The sequence below is a fragment of the Streptosporangium sp. NPDC003464 genome, from assembly GCF_053588315.1.
This window is the reverse complement of sequence record NZ_JBSFPS010000205.1, coordinates 3,968-18,849: the sequence shown is the minus strand read 5'-3', so window position 1 is coordinate 18,849 and position 14,882 is coordinate 3,968. Positions and strand designations below refer to the sequence as shown.

At 72.1% G+C, this 14,882-nt stretch carries 15 protein-coding genes; 10 read left to right on the top strand and 5 right to left on the bottom strand.

Annotated features, from left to right (window positions below):
• Nucleotides 1-106 precede the first annotated feature (106 nt).
• The 3 genes from ACWDS7_RS34380 to ACWDS7_RS34370 all read left to right on the top strand — a co-directional run bounded on the left by ACWDS7_RS34380 (nt 107) and on the right by ACWDS7_RS34370 (nt 2,749).
• The gene (locus tag ACWDS7_RS34380) at nt 107-460 is read left to right on the top strand and encodes an STAS domain-containing protein (RefSeq protein WP_306861846.1); all 354 of its coding nucleotides are present in this window, start codon (nt 107-109) and stop codon (nt 458-460) included.
• The gene (locus ACWDS7_RS34375) at nt 457-1,137 is read left to right on the top strand and encodes a glycosyltransferase family 2 protein (protein ID WP_306861848.1); all 681 of its coding nucleotides are present in this window, start codon (nt 457-459) and stop codon (nt 1,135-1,137) included. Before ACWDS7_RS34380 ends, ACWDS7_RS34375 begins: the two co-directional genes overlap by 4 nt.
• Before the next feature lie 151 nt (nt 1,138-1,288).
• Nucleotides 1,289-2,749 (top strand): polyprenol phosphomannose-dependent alpha 1,6 mannosyltransferase MptB, encoded by a 1,461-nt coding sequence (locus ACWDS7_RS34370; protein ID WP_451932645.1) that lies wholly within the window; start codon nt 1,289-1,291, stop codon nt 2,747-2,749.
• Here ACWDS7_RS34370 and ACWDS7_RS34365 read toward each other — a convergent pair.
• The gene (locus ACWDS7_RS34365) at nt 2,631-4,832 is read right to left on the bottom strand and encodes a hypothetical protein (protein WP_451932644.1); all 2,202 of its coding nucleotides are present in this window, start codon (nt 4,830-4,832) and stop codon (nt 2,631-2,633) included. The genes ACWDS7_RS34370 and ACWDS7_RS34365 overlap by 119 nt on opposite strands.
• Nucleotides 4,833-4,898: 66 nt before the next feature.
• Between ACWDS7_RS34365 and ACWDS7_RS34360 the strand changes: the two genes are divergently transcribed.
• From ACWDS7_RS34360 to serS, 4 genes are all read left to right on the top strand, one after another.
• Nucleotides 4,899-6,215 (top strand): glycosyltransferase 87 family protein, encoded by a 1,317-nt coding sequence (locus tag ACWDS7_RS34360; protein WP_451932643.1) that lies wholly within the window; start codon nt 4,899-4,901, stop codon nt 6,213-6,215.
• 22 nt (nt 6,216-6,237) lie between these two features.
• On the top strand, nt 6,238-6,699 hold the full coding sequence (locus ACWDS7_RS34355; protein WP_451932642.1) for a DUF4446 family protein: 462 nt from the start codon (nt 6,238-6,240) through the stop codon (nt 6,697-6,699).
• Nucleotides 6,700-6,969: 270 nt separating this feature from the next.
• Complete coding sequence (pheA, locus tag ACWDS7_RS34350; protein WP_451932641.1) at nt 6,970-7,890, top strand: prephenate dehydratase; 921 nt, start codon at nt 6,970-6,972, stop codon at nt 7,888-7,890.
• 149 nt (nt 7,891-8,039) lie between these two features.
• A complete protein-coding gene (gene serS / locus ACWDS7_RS34345) occupies nt 8,040-9,302 on the top strand; it encodes a serine--tRNA ligase (RefSeq protein ID WP_306861860.1) in 1,263 nt (420 codons plus the stop codon).
• Between the two features lie 219 nt (nt 9,303-9,521).
• On the opposite strand, the gene ACWDS7_RS34340 is transcribed toward serS, so the two are convergent.
• Nucleotides 9,522-10,067: a TetR/AcrR family transcriptional regulator gene (locus ACWDS7_RS34340; RefSeq protein ID WP_451932640.1), complete on the bottom strand. Its 546-nt coding sequence runs from the start codon at nt 10,065-10,067 to the stop codon at nt 9,522-9,524.
• A 96-nt stretch (nt 10,068-10,163) separates the two neighbouring features.
• On the opposite strand from ACWDS7_RS34340, the gene ACWDS7_RS34335 reads away from it, so the two are divergent.
• Nucleotides 10,164-11,318, top strand: a complete 1,155-nt coding sequence (locus ACWDS7_RS34335) for an FAD-dependent oxidoreductase (protein WP_451932639.1) — start codon at nt 10,164-10,166, stop codon at nt 11,316-11,318.
• Nucleotides 11,319-11,532: 214 nt separating this feature from the next.
• On the opposite strand, the gene ACWDS7_RS34330 is transcribed toward ACWDS7_RS34335, so the two are convergent.
• A complete protein-coding gene (locus ACWDS7_RS34330; protein ID WP_179821289.1) occupies nt 11,533-11,736 on the bottom strand; it encodes a cold-shock protein in 204 nt (67 codons plus the stop codon).
• Between the two features lie 237 nt (nt 11,737-11,973).
• Here ACWDS7_RS34330 and ACWDS7_RS34325 point away from each other — a divergent pair, with 237 nt between their 5' ends.
• Complete coding sequence (locus tag ACWDS7_RS34325) at nt 11,974-12,771, top strand: HAD family hydrolase (protein WP_306861867.1); 798 nt, start codon at nt 11,974-11,976, stop codon at nt 12,769-12,771.
• On the opposite strand, the gene ACWDS7_RS34320 is transcribed toward ACWDS7_RS34325, so the two are convergent.
• Nucleotides 12,762-13,271, bottom strand: a complete 510-nt coding sequence (locus ACWDS7_RS34320; RefSeq protein ID WP_451932638.1) for a bacterial proteasome activator family protein — start codon at nt 13,269-13,271, stop codon at nt 12,762-12,764. The two genes, ACWDS7_RS34325 and ACWDS7_RS34320, sit on opposite strands and share 10 nt — an antisense overlap.
• 5 nt (nt 13,272-13,276) lie before the next feature.
• A complete protein-coding gene (locus tag ACWDS7_RS34315) occupies nt 13,277-14,233 on the bottom strand; it encodes an NAD(P)H-quinone oxidoreductase (protein WP_451932637.1) in 957 nt (318 codons plus the stop codon).
• Between the two features lie 115 nt (nt 14,234-14,348).
• Here ACWDS7_RS34315 and ACWDS7_RS34310 point away from each other — a divergent pair.
• On the top strand, nt 14,349-14,882 hold a 534-nt coding region (locus ACWDS7_RS34310; RefSeq protein WP_451932636.1), incomplete at its 3' end, for a hypothetical protein.

The window sequence follows — 14,882 nt, the reverse complement described above, 5'->3', positions numbered from 1 at the left end:
GCGCACTCGCGGTTTCCATGAGGGCGAAACGGGGGACAAAGGGCCGACGACTCGGGTTAGTCGAGAGAACGTGACCAGCGGCCTCCGCGCCGCTAGTGTGCCCGCTGTGGAGCTAAAAGTCTCAACTCGATCTCATGTCGGTCACACCGTCATGGCCGTTACCGGCGAAATCGACCTATATACCGCTCCTGGTCTGCAGTCCGAGTTCACTCGGCTGCTCCAGGAGAGCCCGACCACCTACGTGGTCATCGACATGTCCGGAGTGGAGTTCTGCGACTCCACCGGCATGAACGTGCTGCTCTCGGCGCTCAAGCGGCTGAAGGAGCGTGGCGGCACCCTGGAGCTGGCGGCACCGCGGCCCGCCGTACGCAAGATCCTGCAGGTCACCGGGCTCGACTCGGTGTTCACCGTGCACGAGGCGGTGCCCGGGAAGCTGCTGACGGCCAAGCCCAAGGGATGACCGGCACAGCGGTGATCATCCCGGCCAAGGACGAGGCCGACCGGATCGGCGCCACCGTGACCGCGGCCCTGGCGCTGTCCGGTGTGGACCTCGTCATGGTCGTGGACGACGGATCGACGGACCAGACGGGCCGGGTGGCGAAGGCCGCCGGCGCCCGTGTCGTGCGGCACAGCCGCAACCGGGGCAAGGCCGCCGCCATGGAGAGCGGGGCGGAGGCCGTGCGCCTGTTCGACGGGGAGGAGCCCCGCCACCTGCTGTTCCTCGACGCCGACCTGGGCGAGAGCGCGCACGCGGCCGCGCCCCTGATCAAGCCGGTCATGACGGGTGAGGCGGACATGACCATCGCCGTGTTCGCCACCCGCGTGAAGCTGGGCGGTCACGGGTTCGTGGTGCGGCTCGCACGCCAGGGCATCGAGCGCGCCACCGGCTGGACGCCCACCCAGCCGCTCAACGGCCAGCGCTGCCTGACCAGGGCCGCGTTCGAGGCCGCCCGGCCGCTGGCCCACGGCTTCGGTGTGGAGACCGCTCTGACGATCGACCTGCTCCGCAGGGGGTTCCGCGTGCGGGAGGTCGAGGTGGAGATGAGCCACCGGGCCACCGGCACCGACTGGAAGGCCCAGCTCCACCGGGCCAGGCAGTTCCGCGACGTCGCCCGGGCCCTGCTGGCCCGTAGGTAGACGCGTCTCCACGGCCGGCCCGTCCACGGCCGGCCCGTCCGCGGGCGCGCCCACCCGCGGGAGGCCGCCCGGGCCCCGCCGGTCCGCGGGCGCAGCCGCTGCCACGGCCGGCCCGCTCCGGGCACTGCGCGGGATGTGCTGGAATTTGCGGGTGACTCGGGTTCCGTCGGATGTCGATGAGAGACGGGTTCCCGCGTCCGGCGCGCCGCGGGGGCTCGACGCCGCCGCGTACGCGGCCGTCGGGCTGTCGGCCGCGCTGACGCTCCTGATCGGGCTGCTGGGCCCCTCGGCCATGGTGCCCGGTCTGCCCGGCCCGCCCTGGCAGCCCCCTTACTCCCTGAACCTGCGCCCCGACGGCCATTTGGTGATCGCGATGGCGGCGGGGGCGATCGTGCTGGGCGGGCTCGGGCTCGCCGCCGCCCTGCGGTCCCGGTGGGGGCCGGATCCGCGGTGGCTGCTCGCGGCCGGTTGCGCGGCGGCGGCGCTGGCGGCCTTCCTGCCGCCGTCGGGCTCGGCCGACCACCTCAACTACGCCGCCTACGGCCGGCTGGTCACGCTCGGCCACGATCCCTACGCCGTCACCCCCGCCGCCCTGCCCGGCGACCCCGTCACCGGAGCGGTGGAGGAGTGGGCCGGTGTGACGAGCGTCTACGGTCCGGTGGCGACCGCCGTGCAGGCGCTGGCCAGTCTCGCCGGAGGCGACTCGGTCAGGCTGACGGTCTCCGTGATGGCGGCCTTCAACGCGGCGGCGTTCATCGGCACCGCGCTGCTGCTGCACCGCTTCACCAGGGCGGACGCGGACCTGCAGCGGCGGGCGGCTCTGCTGTGGGCGGCCAACCCCCTGCTGCTCTACCACCTGGCCGCCGGGATGCACGTCGACACCCTGGCCGTCGCCTGCATGGTCGCGGCGCTCATGGCCCGCGGCGTGGGCTCCGGGCTGCTGCTCGGGGTGGGGATCGGGGTCAAGCTCAACGCCGGGCTGGTCGCGCTCGGCCCGGCGTGGGAGCTGCGCCGCTCGCCCGGCAGGCTCGCCGTCGTGGCGGGCACCGCGACGGCCACCGTGCTGGCCGTCTACGGCGTCGCCGGGCCGCACGTCCTCGACCAGCTCGGCGCGGCCAGCAAGAAGGTCTCGCTCGGCACGCCGTGGCAGCTCGTCAAGCTCGGGCTCCAGGCGCTGTCCGGGCCCGGCGCCTACACGGCCTGGATCCAGGCCGGCTCCCTGCTCCTGCTGGCCGTGCTCGCCTGGCTGCTGCTGCGGGCCGCGCCCCACCACACGGCCCCGGCGGTCGCCGCGGTGATGGTGGTCGCCTGGCTGTTCGCCGCGCCGTACGCGCTGCCCTGGTACGACGGGCTGGCCTTCGCGCTGCTGGCCATGGCCTCCTGGCCCGCGCTGGAGGGCTTCATGGTGGCCCGGGTGACGATCCTCTCCCTGGGCTACCTGCCGGCGAGGGAGGCGATGCGCCCGGAGGACCTGCTCTGGCTGAAGACCCTCGTCAGGGAGCGGGTGGTGCCGTGGTCCCTGCTGGCGCTGACGCTCGCTCTGCTGTGGTGGGCGGCGAGAGCTGGAGCGCGCGCACGCAGGCGGCCAGCGTCAGCGGCACCGCGACCGTGAGCGCCATCGCCGGGATCGCGATGCCCGAGTCGTTCATCAGGAACCCGATCAGCGCGCAGGCCAGCGCGCCGATCAGCCCGGCGCGCAGCGCCGGCGCGAGCAGGTAGGCCCGGCCCAGCGCGGAGGCGCCCCACCGGGAGGGCCGGTCCAGCACCAGGAAGAGGAAGGCCAGCGCGACCAGGGAGAGCAGGGTCAGCGACCAGTTGCCGACCGTGACCCCGACCATCGCGCCGAGCTTGCGGCCGACCACGGTCCAGGCCTCGCCGTCCAGCACCTGCTGGACGAAGGAGCCCAGGTGGGTGCGGCGGGCGGGCGGCTTGAGCCAGTCGGCCACCGCGATCACCCCGATGAGCAGGACGCCCGCCAGACCGACCAGGCCGAGTTTGACCGGCGAGACCCGGCTGCCGGACAGCAGGATCAGGAAGACGGCCACCCCGACCAGGAACGCCGGGACCCCGCCGAAGTCGGCGCCCCAGGCGGGCCATCCGTCGGCGAACACCGCGAACAGGCCGTAGGCCGCGCAGATCACCATCGCGAGCGTGCGCCGGCCGCGGGAGATCAGCCACTGGGCGACCCCGGCCATGGCCAGGATCGTCCCGGCGGAGTAGACGGCGAAGGCGATGTTGCTGAAGCCGTAGAAGCGGCCGCCGGTGACGGGCTCGTAGCCGGTCACCGCGTTCACCTGGAGCCTGGAGCCGGTCATCACGTCGGCCAGCAGGGCCAGCGAGGTGATGCCGGCGACCACGGTCAGCGGGCCGAGCACGTGGGCCCGCCACGGCCCGGCGGAGGCGATCCCGGCGATCGCGCAGGCGATGCCGGCGATGGTCAGGATCACCGCGGCCATCGGGGCCGGGAACGTCCACCAGGGCACGAGCTGGGCGAGGAAGGTGGCGACCGCGATCGCGCCGCTGACCACGGCGACGGCCCGCGCGGCGGTCAGCGCCCGCGAGCCGCCCCAGCCCCGCCGGATCGCGACGGCCGCCAGCAGGTAGAACAGGATCTGCACGGCCACGAACACCGCGAAGAACGGCCCCCGCACCTCACGCAGCACCTGGCTGGCCAGGTCCTCGCCGGCCAGGTTCCGGACCGTGGCGGCGGCCGGCTCCCCGCTCGGCCCGGCGCTCTGCCAGACGTGGCCCACGACGCCGTTCGGGGCCGCCAGGCCGAGCAGGCCGATCGCGGTGGCGGTCAGGTCGGTGTTGGTGACCAGCCCGTCCTGGCGGGTGGAGGTGGTGGTCAGGTAGCCGTGCGGGTACGGCGCGCCGTCGGGGGACGGGCCGTGGGCGATCGCCACGTGCAGGTGGGGCGCGGCCGAGGTGTCGGACAGGCCGCCGAGCAGGACCGTGGTCCCCGGCGGGAGCCGGTCGAGGACCGCGCCCACCCGGCGGTCGGCGCCGGCCGCCGCCGCCTGCCTGGCCTGCCCGGTCACCGGGGTGAGGGCGGATGCGAGGTCGGCGGCCTCCACCACGACCAGCCGGTATGGCGCCAGATCGCCGAGCTCCTCGACGGTCGCCGCATATTTACCGACTTTTCCTGACCTGTCTGCGGCGCCCAGCGCGGCCCCCGGCCCGACCGCGGCCACCTTCCCCCCGGCGTCCGCCACGAGCTGCCCGAGCTGCCCGAGCACCGGCCGGTAGGAGGTCTCCTCGGTGTTGTAGGTGACCAGCTCAGGCCAGCCCGGCACGCTCGCCCCGCCGTCCGGCGCCGGGACCGGCGCCGGCGGCGGCCCGCAGTCCGTGCCCGGGGCGCCCGCCCGCTGCCCCGCCGAGACGGTCAGCCAGCCCGCGACCGGGCAGGTGACACCCCGTCCGGGCAGCGGCACCGCCCGGGTCGACAGCGACGCTGCCCCGCCCTGCTCCACGAGCTTCCACAGGTTCGGCGTCCGCGCCTGGTCCAGATCGCTCCACTGCAGCCCCGCCACCCCGATCACCACGACCCTGGCGGGCAGCGAGCGGGCCGAGGCGGCGGCCGTGCCGGCCCCGCACAGGGCCAGGAGCACGGCGGCCAGGAGCGCGCAGGCCGCGCGGAGGGCGGCGGGGCGCCGGCCGGTGAGCCGTGTCCCGCCCTCGTGCGCTGAACCCATCCGGTTCCCCCGTATCCGTCCCGTTGGCGGCCCTTTTCCCTCAGGCCCACGGTAACCTGCCTGGTCGTGACGACCGGCGAGGCGACCAGGACCAGACGGCCACCGTGGATGTGGCCGCTCGCACTGCTGCTCATCGCGGTGGCCGTGGCCCCGCTGGTGCTCCAGTGGCTCGGCAACGTCGACGACCAGCGCCTGGTCGACCTGGATGTGTACCGTACCGGTGGACAGGCGATCCTGGAGGGGCGGCCGGTCTACGACTTCGTGACGCCCGCGCCGCAGCTCCTGCCGTTCACCTACCCGCCGATCGCGGCGCTGCTGGCCACGCCGCTGGCCGCGATGGCCTGGCCGGCGGCGCAGTGGACGTGGACGGCCCTGGTCTTCGTGACGCTGGCGGTCAGCGTCGGACACGGCTTCCGTGCCCTGCTGGGCCCCGCCGTGCCGTACCGGGACGTGCTGGCCCGCGCCGTGCCGGGCCGGTGGGCGGCGCGGGGACGGGACATGCCGGGCCGGGCCGGCGGCATCGGCCTGCCGATGGCCTTCGCGCTGCTGATGGTCGCCTGCACCTACCTGATGCCGGTCAGGGACCAGGTCCGTTTCGGCCAGGTGGACATCCTGCTGGTCGCGCTCTGCCTGGCCGACTGCCTTGCCCGGCGCCCCGTGTGGCCGCGCGGCATGCTGATCGGCCTGGCCACCGCCGTCAAGCTCACCCCCGGCGTCTTCCTGATCTACCTGCTCATCACCGGTTTCGGCCCGGACGCGCGGCCGGAGCAGCGCAGGACCTTCTTCATGGCCGCCTTCACCGCGGCGCTGCTGACCCTGCTGCCCTTCCTGGTGATCCCCGCCGACGCCGCCGACTTCTGGTTCCACGCGCTGCTCGACCCCGAACGGCTCGGCGCCAACGCGGCCACCACCAACCAGTCGATGCGCGGCATGCTCATCCGGCTCTACCTGCCCGACTGGCTGACCAGCCTGATCTGGCTGGCGCTGGTCGCGGTGGTCGGCTGGTACGGCTTCCGCCACGCGCGCCGGGCGCTGCTCGACGGGCACGCCGCGGCCGGGGCCGCGCTCGTCGGCCTGATGGCCGTGCTGCTGTCGCCGGTGGCCTGGATCCACCACCTGGCCTGGGTGGTCGTGGTCCTCGGCGCGCTGGCCGGCGACGGGCGTGACCCGGTGCGGGTCCGGGTGGCCGCCGGGGTCTGGCTCTACTACGTGCTGCCGATCCCCTGGTGGGGGGTGGCGATCAAGGCAGCGGAGGTCCCGGTGCTCAGCCCGGTGCTGGGAAAGATCGTTCAGAACGGGTTCGGGCTGGGCGCGCTGGCCCTGGTCTGGCTGCTCGGGGTCTGGCTGCCGAGGCGGAGAGAGGTTTTCCGGACAGTTCAGTGACCTGGCGATTACTCTGTGTGCCGTGTTGGTTACCATGTGGATCGCCGCGGGGGCCGCGGCCGGGGTCGTCGGCGTCCTGATCGGCTCTCTGGCGCTGCGGCAGGCGCGCGGCGCGGCGAAGGACTGCGACCGGATCCTCGCCAGACAGGCGGTCGAGGGGACCGGCGGTCCCGGAGACCTCAGGGCGATCAGGGATGTGGCGGTCTTCCGCTACGACGCGTTGGAGGAGATGACCGGGGAGCTGTCCTTCTCGGTCGCGCTGATGAACGGGCTCGGCGACGGGATCGTCCTGACCTCGATCAACGGCCGCTCGGAGACCCGCACCTACGTGCGCCCGCTCCGCGGCGGCAAGGGCCGCCAGCCCCTGTCCCCGGAGGAGGAGCACGCGGTGCGCGCGGCGCGGCTCGGCCTCGGCCCCGAGGTGGAGCCCTATTTCGGCCGGGGTGAGCCCCGCATGCGGGCGACAGCTTCCGGCCAGGGGTGAGCCGCGCGCGGACGGAGGCTTCCGGCCGGGGTGGGCCCCACGTGCGGGCGGCGGCTTCCGGCCGGGGGATGAGCCTCGCGTGTGGGCGGCGGCTTCTGACCAGGGGTGAGCCGCGTACGGGCGGCGGCGTGAGCGGGACGGGTACGGCGGACGGCGGCGGCGTGAGCGGGGGGCGTGAGCGGGTGCGGAGGAGTGAGCGGGGGCGGAGGTGAGCTGCGTGGATGTGCGGTTTACACACACTTTCGGATAGGCGGCGGATAGCCTGTTGTCATGCCCAAACTCGCCTACCTGGGACCGGCGGGCACCTTCACCGAAGAGGCCCTGCGGATCCTGGCACCGCACGCCGAGCGCCTGCCGTGCGCCAACATCAGCGCGGCGCTGGACGCCGCCCGGCGGGGTGAGGCCGACGGCGCCGTCGTCCCCCTGGAGAACTCGCTCGAAGGCGCCATCCCGACGACCCTGGACGAGTTCGCCTGGGGAGAGCCACTGCTCATCACCGCCGAGCTGCTGCTGCCCGTCGAGTTCTCGCTCCTGGTCCGGCCCGGCACCGAGGTCGGCCGCATCAAGCGGGTCTTCACCCACCCGGCGGCCATCACCCAGTGCCGCAACTTCATCGCCCGCGAGCTGCCCGACGCCGTGGTCGTCGCGGCCCCCTCGACCGCCGCCGCGGCCCAGGAGGTCGCCCTCCCCGGCTCACCGTATGACGCCGCCATCGCCGCGTGCATCGCCGGGGAGCACTACGGCCTGGTCGAGCTGGCCGCCCGGATCGGCGACCGCTCCGACACCGTGACCCGGTTCGTCCGGGTGTCCCGGCCCGGCCCACCGCCCGAGCCCACCGGCTCCGACCGCACCAGCCTGGTGGCCTTCCTCACCGACGACCACCCGGGCGCACTGCTGGAGATGCTCACCGAGTTCTCCGTGCGCGGCGTCAACCTGACCCGCATCGAGTCGCGGCCCACCGGCGACGGCATCGGCCGCTACTTCTTCCACTTCGACTTCGAGGGCCACGTGGCCGACGCCAGGGTCGGCGAGGCGATCTCCGGTCTCCACCGGGTCTGTGCCGACGTGCGCTTCCTCGGCAGCTACCCCCGTGCCGACGGCGTTTCACCGCAGGTCAAGCCCGGCACGGCCAACGGTGACTTCGCCGAGGCCACGGACTGGCTCTCCAGGGTCCGCACCGGCCAGGTCTGACCCGCGCGCGGTCCGGCGTGGCGCGGAGGGTCTCCGGAGGGGCGCGGGCGCGGTCCCCGCGCCCGCGGACGGCCCCGGCCGGGCCCGATATATGGACGCGAGCTCTATATGGGGCGCGAACGCCGGCTCCGCATCGGTAGCCTTGATCTGTGATTGACCTGCGTACCCTTCGTGAGGATCCCGACCGGCTACGGGCGTCGCAGCGTGCCCGCGGTGAGGACGACTCCGTCGTCGAAACGCTGCTCGACCTCGACGGCCGCCGTCGCGGCGCGCTGAGTCGCTTCGAGACGCTGCGCGCCGAGCAGAAGAGCATCGGCAAGTCGGTCTCCCGCGCCTCCGGCGAGGAGAAGACCGCCCTCCTCGACCGGGCCAAGGATCTCGCGGCGCAGGTCAAGTCGGCCGAGGCCGAGGCCGAGAAGCTGGCCAAGGAGCTCGACGACCTGCTCTACACGATCCCCAACCTCGTGGAGGAGGGGGCTCCGGCGGGCGGCGAGGACGACTACGTGGTGCTGGAGGAGATCGGCGAGAAGCCGACCTTCGACTTCGAGCCCAAGGACCACCTGGAGCTCGGCGAGCTGCTCGGCGCGATCGACATGGAGCGCGGCGCGAAGGTCTCCGGCTCGCGGTTCTTCTTCCTCAAGGGCGTCGGCGCGCGGCTCCAGCTCGGGCTGCTCAACATGGCCATGCAGCAGGCGATCGAGGCGGGCTTCGTCCCGATGATCCCGCCGGTTCTGGTCAAGCCCGAGACGATGCAGGGCACCGGCTTCCTCGGCGCCCACGCGAGCGAGGTCTACCACCTGGCCGACGAGGACCTGTTCCTGGTCGGCACCAGCGAGGTGCCCATGGCGGCCTACCACGCCGACGAGATCCTCGACGGCGCCGCGCTGCCCTACCGCTACGCCGGATGGTCCTCGTGCTTCCGCCGCGAGGCCGGCTCCTACGGCAAGGACACCCGGGGCATCATCCGCGTCCACCAGTTCGACAAGATCGAGATGTTCTCCTACTGCCGTCCCGAAGACGCGAGCGAGGAGCACCAGCGCCTGCTCGCCTGGGAGAAGGAGATGCTCGCCAAGATCGAGGTGCCCTACCGCGTCATCGACACCGCCGCGGGCGACCTGGGCACGAGCGCGGCGCGGAAGTTCGACTGCGAGGCGTGGGTCCCCACCCAGGGCCGCTACCGCGAGCTCACCTCGACCTCCAACTGCACCGACTTCCAGGCCCGCCGCCTGGCCGTGCGCTACCGCGACAAGGACGGCAAGCCCCAGCACGCGGCCACGCTGAACGGCACCCTGGCCACCACCCGCTGGATCGTGGCCATCCTGGAGAACCACCAGCAGGCCGACGGCTCCGTCGTGGTCCCCAAGGCCCTGCGCCCCTACGTCGGGCTCGACGTCCTCGAACCCGTCAAGTAACCCCTGCCACGACGTGGGCCCCCGCCGCACCCCGGCGGGGGCCCACGCGCGTTCAGCCCCCGGACCGGCGGCCAGATCCCGCACGGCCGCCGGACCTCCGGCCACGCTCCCCGCGGACGCCCGGCCGGCCAGGACGGGTGGTGCCGGAGCAGCCACCTGAGGCCCGGCGCGGGCATCGCGGCCGGGTCCCGCACGGCCGCCGGATCCCAGAGATCCCGGTTATTCCAGGAGATAGCGCTGGAGGGTGGGCCCGAGCCAGTCCACGATCTCGTCCCTGGACATGGCGACGACGGGTGGCAGGCGGAGCACGTAGCGGCACAGGGCCATGCCGAGGACCTGGGTGGAGGCGAGCCCCGCCCGTGACGGGGCCTGGGACGGGTCGCCGTGGAGGCGGGCGATCAGCGGGCCGAGCTGGAGGGCGAAGATGTCGCGCATGCGCGCGGCGACGGCCTCGTTGGTGACGCCGGTGCGCAGCAGGATCAGCATGCCCTCGTCGTCCTCCCAGCGATCCAGGAAGTGGGCGATGAGCGTCTTCCCCACGGTCTCGCGGGGGATCGCATTCAGATCCGGAAATCTCAGGTCAAAGTCGGCCGCTGCGGCGAACAGTTTCTCCTTGTTGCCGAAGTAGCGCATGACCATGGCCGGGTCGATGCCCGCGTCCGAGGCGATGGCGCGGATGGTGGCCCGCTGGTAGCCGTCCGCGGCGAAGCGCTCGCGTGCCGCGGCCAGGATCGCGGCCTTGGTCTCCTCGGAGGTTCTCCTCATGTCAACAACTGTAGGCCAACGACTGTTGACATAGCCAGCGCGGAGGGCGCACAGTTATGCCAACGGATGTTGACCAACAAGCGTTGACATCGACTCATGGAGGTCGAGATGCTCCCCACCAGCACGGACGTTCTCGTCATCGGCGCAGGCCCGACCGGCCTCACCGTCGCCGTCTCCCTCGCCGGGCAGGGGTTCGACGTGACCGTCGTCGACAACCAGGCGGCCGGTGACAACACCTCGCGGGCCGCGGTGGTCCACGCCAGGACGCTCGAAGTCCTGGAGCCCCTCGGGGTGGCCGGGCGGCTGGCCGCCCAGGGCATCCGGGCCCCCCGCTTCACGATCAAGGACCGTGACAGGGTCCTCGTGCCGGTGCGGTTCGACACGCTCCCGACGCGCTACCCCTACACGCTGATGGTCTCCCAGGCGGTGACCGAGCGGACCCTGCTGGAGCGCCTCACCGAGCTGGGCGGCCGGGTCGCCAGGCCGTACACGCTGGAGAGCCTCACCCAGGACGGCGAGGCCGTGACCGCGGTCTTCGCCGGCGGCGCCACCGTCACCGCGAAGTACGCGGTGGGCGCGGACGGCATGCACAGCACGGTCCGCGAACAGGCGGGCATCGGCTTCACCGGCGGACAGTACGCCGAGTCGTTCAGCCTGGCCGACGTGCGGCTCACCGGCGGCGTGCCCGATGACGAGGTCATCCTCTACTTCTCGCCCGCCGGGCTGGTCGTGGTGGCCCCGCTGCCCGACGGCACCCACCGGATCGTGGCCACCGTGGACGAGGCGCCGGCCGAGCCCGACACGGCCTTCGTCCAGGCGCTGCTGGACAGCCGGGGACCTGAGCGGGACCGGGCCGTGGTGCGCGAGGTCGTCTGGGGATCGCGGTTCCGGGTCCACCACCGGGTGGCCGACGCCTACCGCGCCGGGCGGGTGGTGCTGGCGGGCGACGCCGCGCACGTCCACAGCCCCGCAGGGGGTCAGGGAATGAACACCGGCATCCAGGACGCCACCGCCCTCGGCGAGGCGCTCCTCGGCGCTCTGAAGGGCGATCAGGGCGCTCTGGACGCCTACGCGGCGGCCCGCCGCCCCGTGGCGGAGCAGGTCGTCGCCTTCGCCGGGCGGCTCACCCGGCTGGCCACCGTGGACAAGCGTCTGCGGCCGGTCCGGAACCTGGTCCTGCGGACCCTGGCGCGTGTCCCCGCCTTCCGCCGCGGCCTGGCCTGGCGGCTGTCGGGCCTGGTCTACCGGTGAGACCCCGAGGCGGGGCGGGGGGAGGCCACGGAGGCGGTCCACAGGCGGGACGAGCCTGGTTCACAGGCGGGGCAGGCCGGGCCGGGAACCGCAGGGCCGGTCGGCGGGTGGGGCGGGGAGGCCGTGAGGGCGGTCCCCGGGGCGGCCCGGGAACGAGAAAGGCGGGGTTCGCGTTAAGCGAACCCCGCCTTCCTCGCTACCAGAGGTCTATGCGTCAGACGGCGCGGACCTGCGAGGCCTGCGGACCCTTCTGGCCCTGCGTGATCTCGAACTCGACACGCTGACCGTCCTCAAGGCTGCGGTAGCCGCTGCCCTGGATCTCGGAGAAGTGCACGAACACGTCCGGTGCACCGCCGTCCGGTGCGATGAAGCCGAAGCCCTTTTCAGCGTTGAACCACTTGACGGTTCCCTGAGCCATTAAAGCTCTCCCTCAGGATTTGAAACTTTGGGATTCACACCTCGTGAACCCCATGTGTCGTACAGCAAGCCCCGGGTGGCTCAGTCAAACTGGTTTTCACAACGGGATTCAGCTAATACAACGCCATCACATCTAACACTATCTGGCGCACTCGTGTTCCCGCCATGAGGAAGATTCCTCGTAGATGGATCCCCGAGGCTGGCGTACCGGGGATCACAGTGCAGACTGGAACCTGTTATGGGATGCCCCCGCCTCGTCGCCACTGATCTCGACGGCACCGCCCTGCGCTCGGACGGCACCGTCTCACCCCGTACCGCGGCCGCCTTCGCCCGTGTGGAGAGCGCCGGAGCCACGCTGATCTTCGTGACCGGCCGGCCGCCCCGGTGGATGCACGCGGTCGCGGGAGCCGTACGCCATAGAGGGCTGGCCATATGCGCCAACGGTGCCCTTGTCTACGACCTGCACACCGAGCAGATCGTCAAATCACACCTCATCCCCCCAGATGTGCTTGAAGAGGTCGTGAGACGGCTCCGCGAAAAGGTTCCCGAGCTGGCGTTCTCAGTGGAATACGAAGGCGGATTCGCCCACGAATCGGACTTCCGTCTCGGTGGCTGGGACGGTAAGGCGGTCGCCGGACTCCGCGTCGGAACGGCCACGCTCATCTCGCGGCCGTGCGCCAAGCTCCTGGCGCTGCACCCCCGGATGGACCCCGACATCCTCCAGGAGACGGTCTACGGGCTGGTCGGCGACCTGGTCACGCCCACCCACTCCAGCGGCCGCGCCCTGATCGAGATGAGCGCGCACGGCGTGACGAAGGCCTCGGCGCTGGCCACCCTGGCCGAGGGCCGGGAGATCACGTCGGCCGAGGTGATCGCGTTCGGGGACATGCCCAACGACCTGCCGATGCTGCGGTGGGCGGGCACCTCCTACGCCGTCGCCAACGCCCACGCCGAGGTGCTGGCCGCGGTCGATCACGTGACCGCGGCCAACAACGACGATGGGGTCGCCAGGGTCCTTGAGGATCTCTACAGGTAGGGGCCGGAGCTGCCCTGGTGGCCCTCCTGTGTGAGGGAGACGCCGCTGGGCAGCGCCTTGCGCATGTTCTCCAGCTGGGCGCGGGCCGCCATCTGCTGGGCGAAAAGCGTGGTCTGGATCCCGTGGAACAGGCCCTCCAGCCAGCCGACGAGCTGCGCGTGGGCGACCCGGAGCTCCGCGTCGCTCGGCGGGGTGCCGTTGTCGTTCTCGGTGAACGGGAGTGACAGGCGCTCCAACTCGTCGACCAGCTCGGGAGCCAGACCGTCCTCGAGCTCCTTGATGGAGCTCTGGTGGATCTCCTTGAGCCGCTTGCGACTGGCCTCGTCCAGCGGAGCTGCCCGGACCTCCTCGAGGAGCTGGCGGATCATGCTGCCGATCCGCATCACCTTGGCGGGCTGCTCGACCAGATCGGCGACCGACCGTCCCTCGCCGTCCTCCTCGGCCTGGACACCCTGGGGGCCCATGACGACTATGTGCGGAGTGCTCTCCTCTGCGTTCATAGCATTCAACTTACTAGCAGGATTTTCCCGATGTGGTCACCGGACTCCAAGATCCTGTGGGCCTCGGCGGCCTCGCTCATCGGCACCCGCGCGTGGATCACGGGCCGGATCGCCCCGGCGTCGACCAGGGGCCAGACGTTGTCCACGACACCGCGTACGATGACCCCCTTCTCGTCGACCGGGCGCGCGCGTAGCGTGGTGCCGTGCACGGAGGCCCGTTTCACGAGGAGCGCACCCAGGTCCAGCTCGCCCTTCGAGCCGCCCTGCATCCCGATCACGACCAGACGGCCGCCCGTTTTGAGGGCTTTCACGTTCCCTGGCAGGTATTTCGCGCCGACGATGTCGAGGATCACATCGGCCCGGACCCGCTCCGCGAAGTCCTCCTCGCGGTAGTTGATCCCCTCGTCCGCGCCCAGCTCCAGGCATCGGGCGATCTTGTCTGCCGATCCGGCGGTGACGACCACCCGCGAGCCGAACGCCTTGGCGAGCTGTACGGCCAGCGTGCCGATCCCGCTGGCGCCGCCGTGGACGAGAAGCGTCTCGCCCTTCCTCAGGCGCGCCGTCATGAACACGTTGGACCAGACCGTGCACGCCACCTCGGGCAGGGCCGCCGCCTTGGCCAGGTCGACGCCGTCGGGCACCCGCATGACCTGCTGCCAGGGCACCACGACCCGCTCCGCATAGCCGCCGCCGGACAGCAGCGCGCACACCCGGTCGCCCGGCCTGAAGTCCTCCACGTCCGAGCCCACCTCCGCGACCACCCCGGAGCACTCCAGCCCCGGATACGGCGAGGCGCCCGGAGGCGGGTCGTACAGGCCCATCCGCTGCATCAGATCGGCCCGGTTGACCGCCGAGGCGGCCACGTCGATGACGACGTCACCCGGTCCGGGGCGGGGATCGGGGACCTCTCGCCAGGTCAGCACTTCAGGTCCACCAGGTTTATCGATCACGATGGCGTGCATGTGACCAAGCTATCCCGTGGGCTCAACTTGGTGGTTGCCCGCATTGATGAGAACACAGGGCGTTAACCTGCTATGCGTTTGCTGCCCTTTTATGCCCATCCCGAGGGGGAACACGGTGGCGAGACACGATCGTGAAGAGTCTCTCGAGGAGCAGCTCGCCTGGCTCGACGCTATCAAGGAGCAGGAGGACGATCCTCCCGTCGCGATGAGGAGCAGCGCGGCGGACGCGGTGGACGACACCGCCATTTCGCCATACCCGAAGGACCCGTGGGGCCTGGTGCCCTCCGAGCCCGCGGCGGTCTCCTCGCCGCTGTTCCGCACAGCCGTCGACTCGGCCTACGACCCCGCGGGGGCCTTCGCGCCCGTGACGGACCCACCGGCCGAAGACGCCGACGCGGCCGACTGGATGGAGGCGTCCGACACGGTGAGCGCCTTCACCCTGCCCTCCGTCACGGCGCCTTCCAGCCATGACAACGACGGCTTTCTGGCCCCTCTCAAGCCGCTGCCCCGTCAGGAGCAGGACGAGCCCGGCGGCGAGTTCACCGACCCCAAGCTCCGTGCGCCGCGTGCCGAGCCTGAGGTCCGTGCGCCGCGTGCCGAGCCTGAGGTCCGTGCGCCGCGTGCCGAGCCTGAGGTCCGTGCGCCGCGT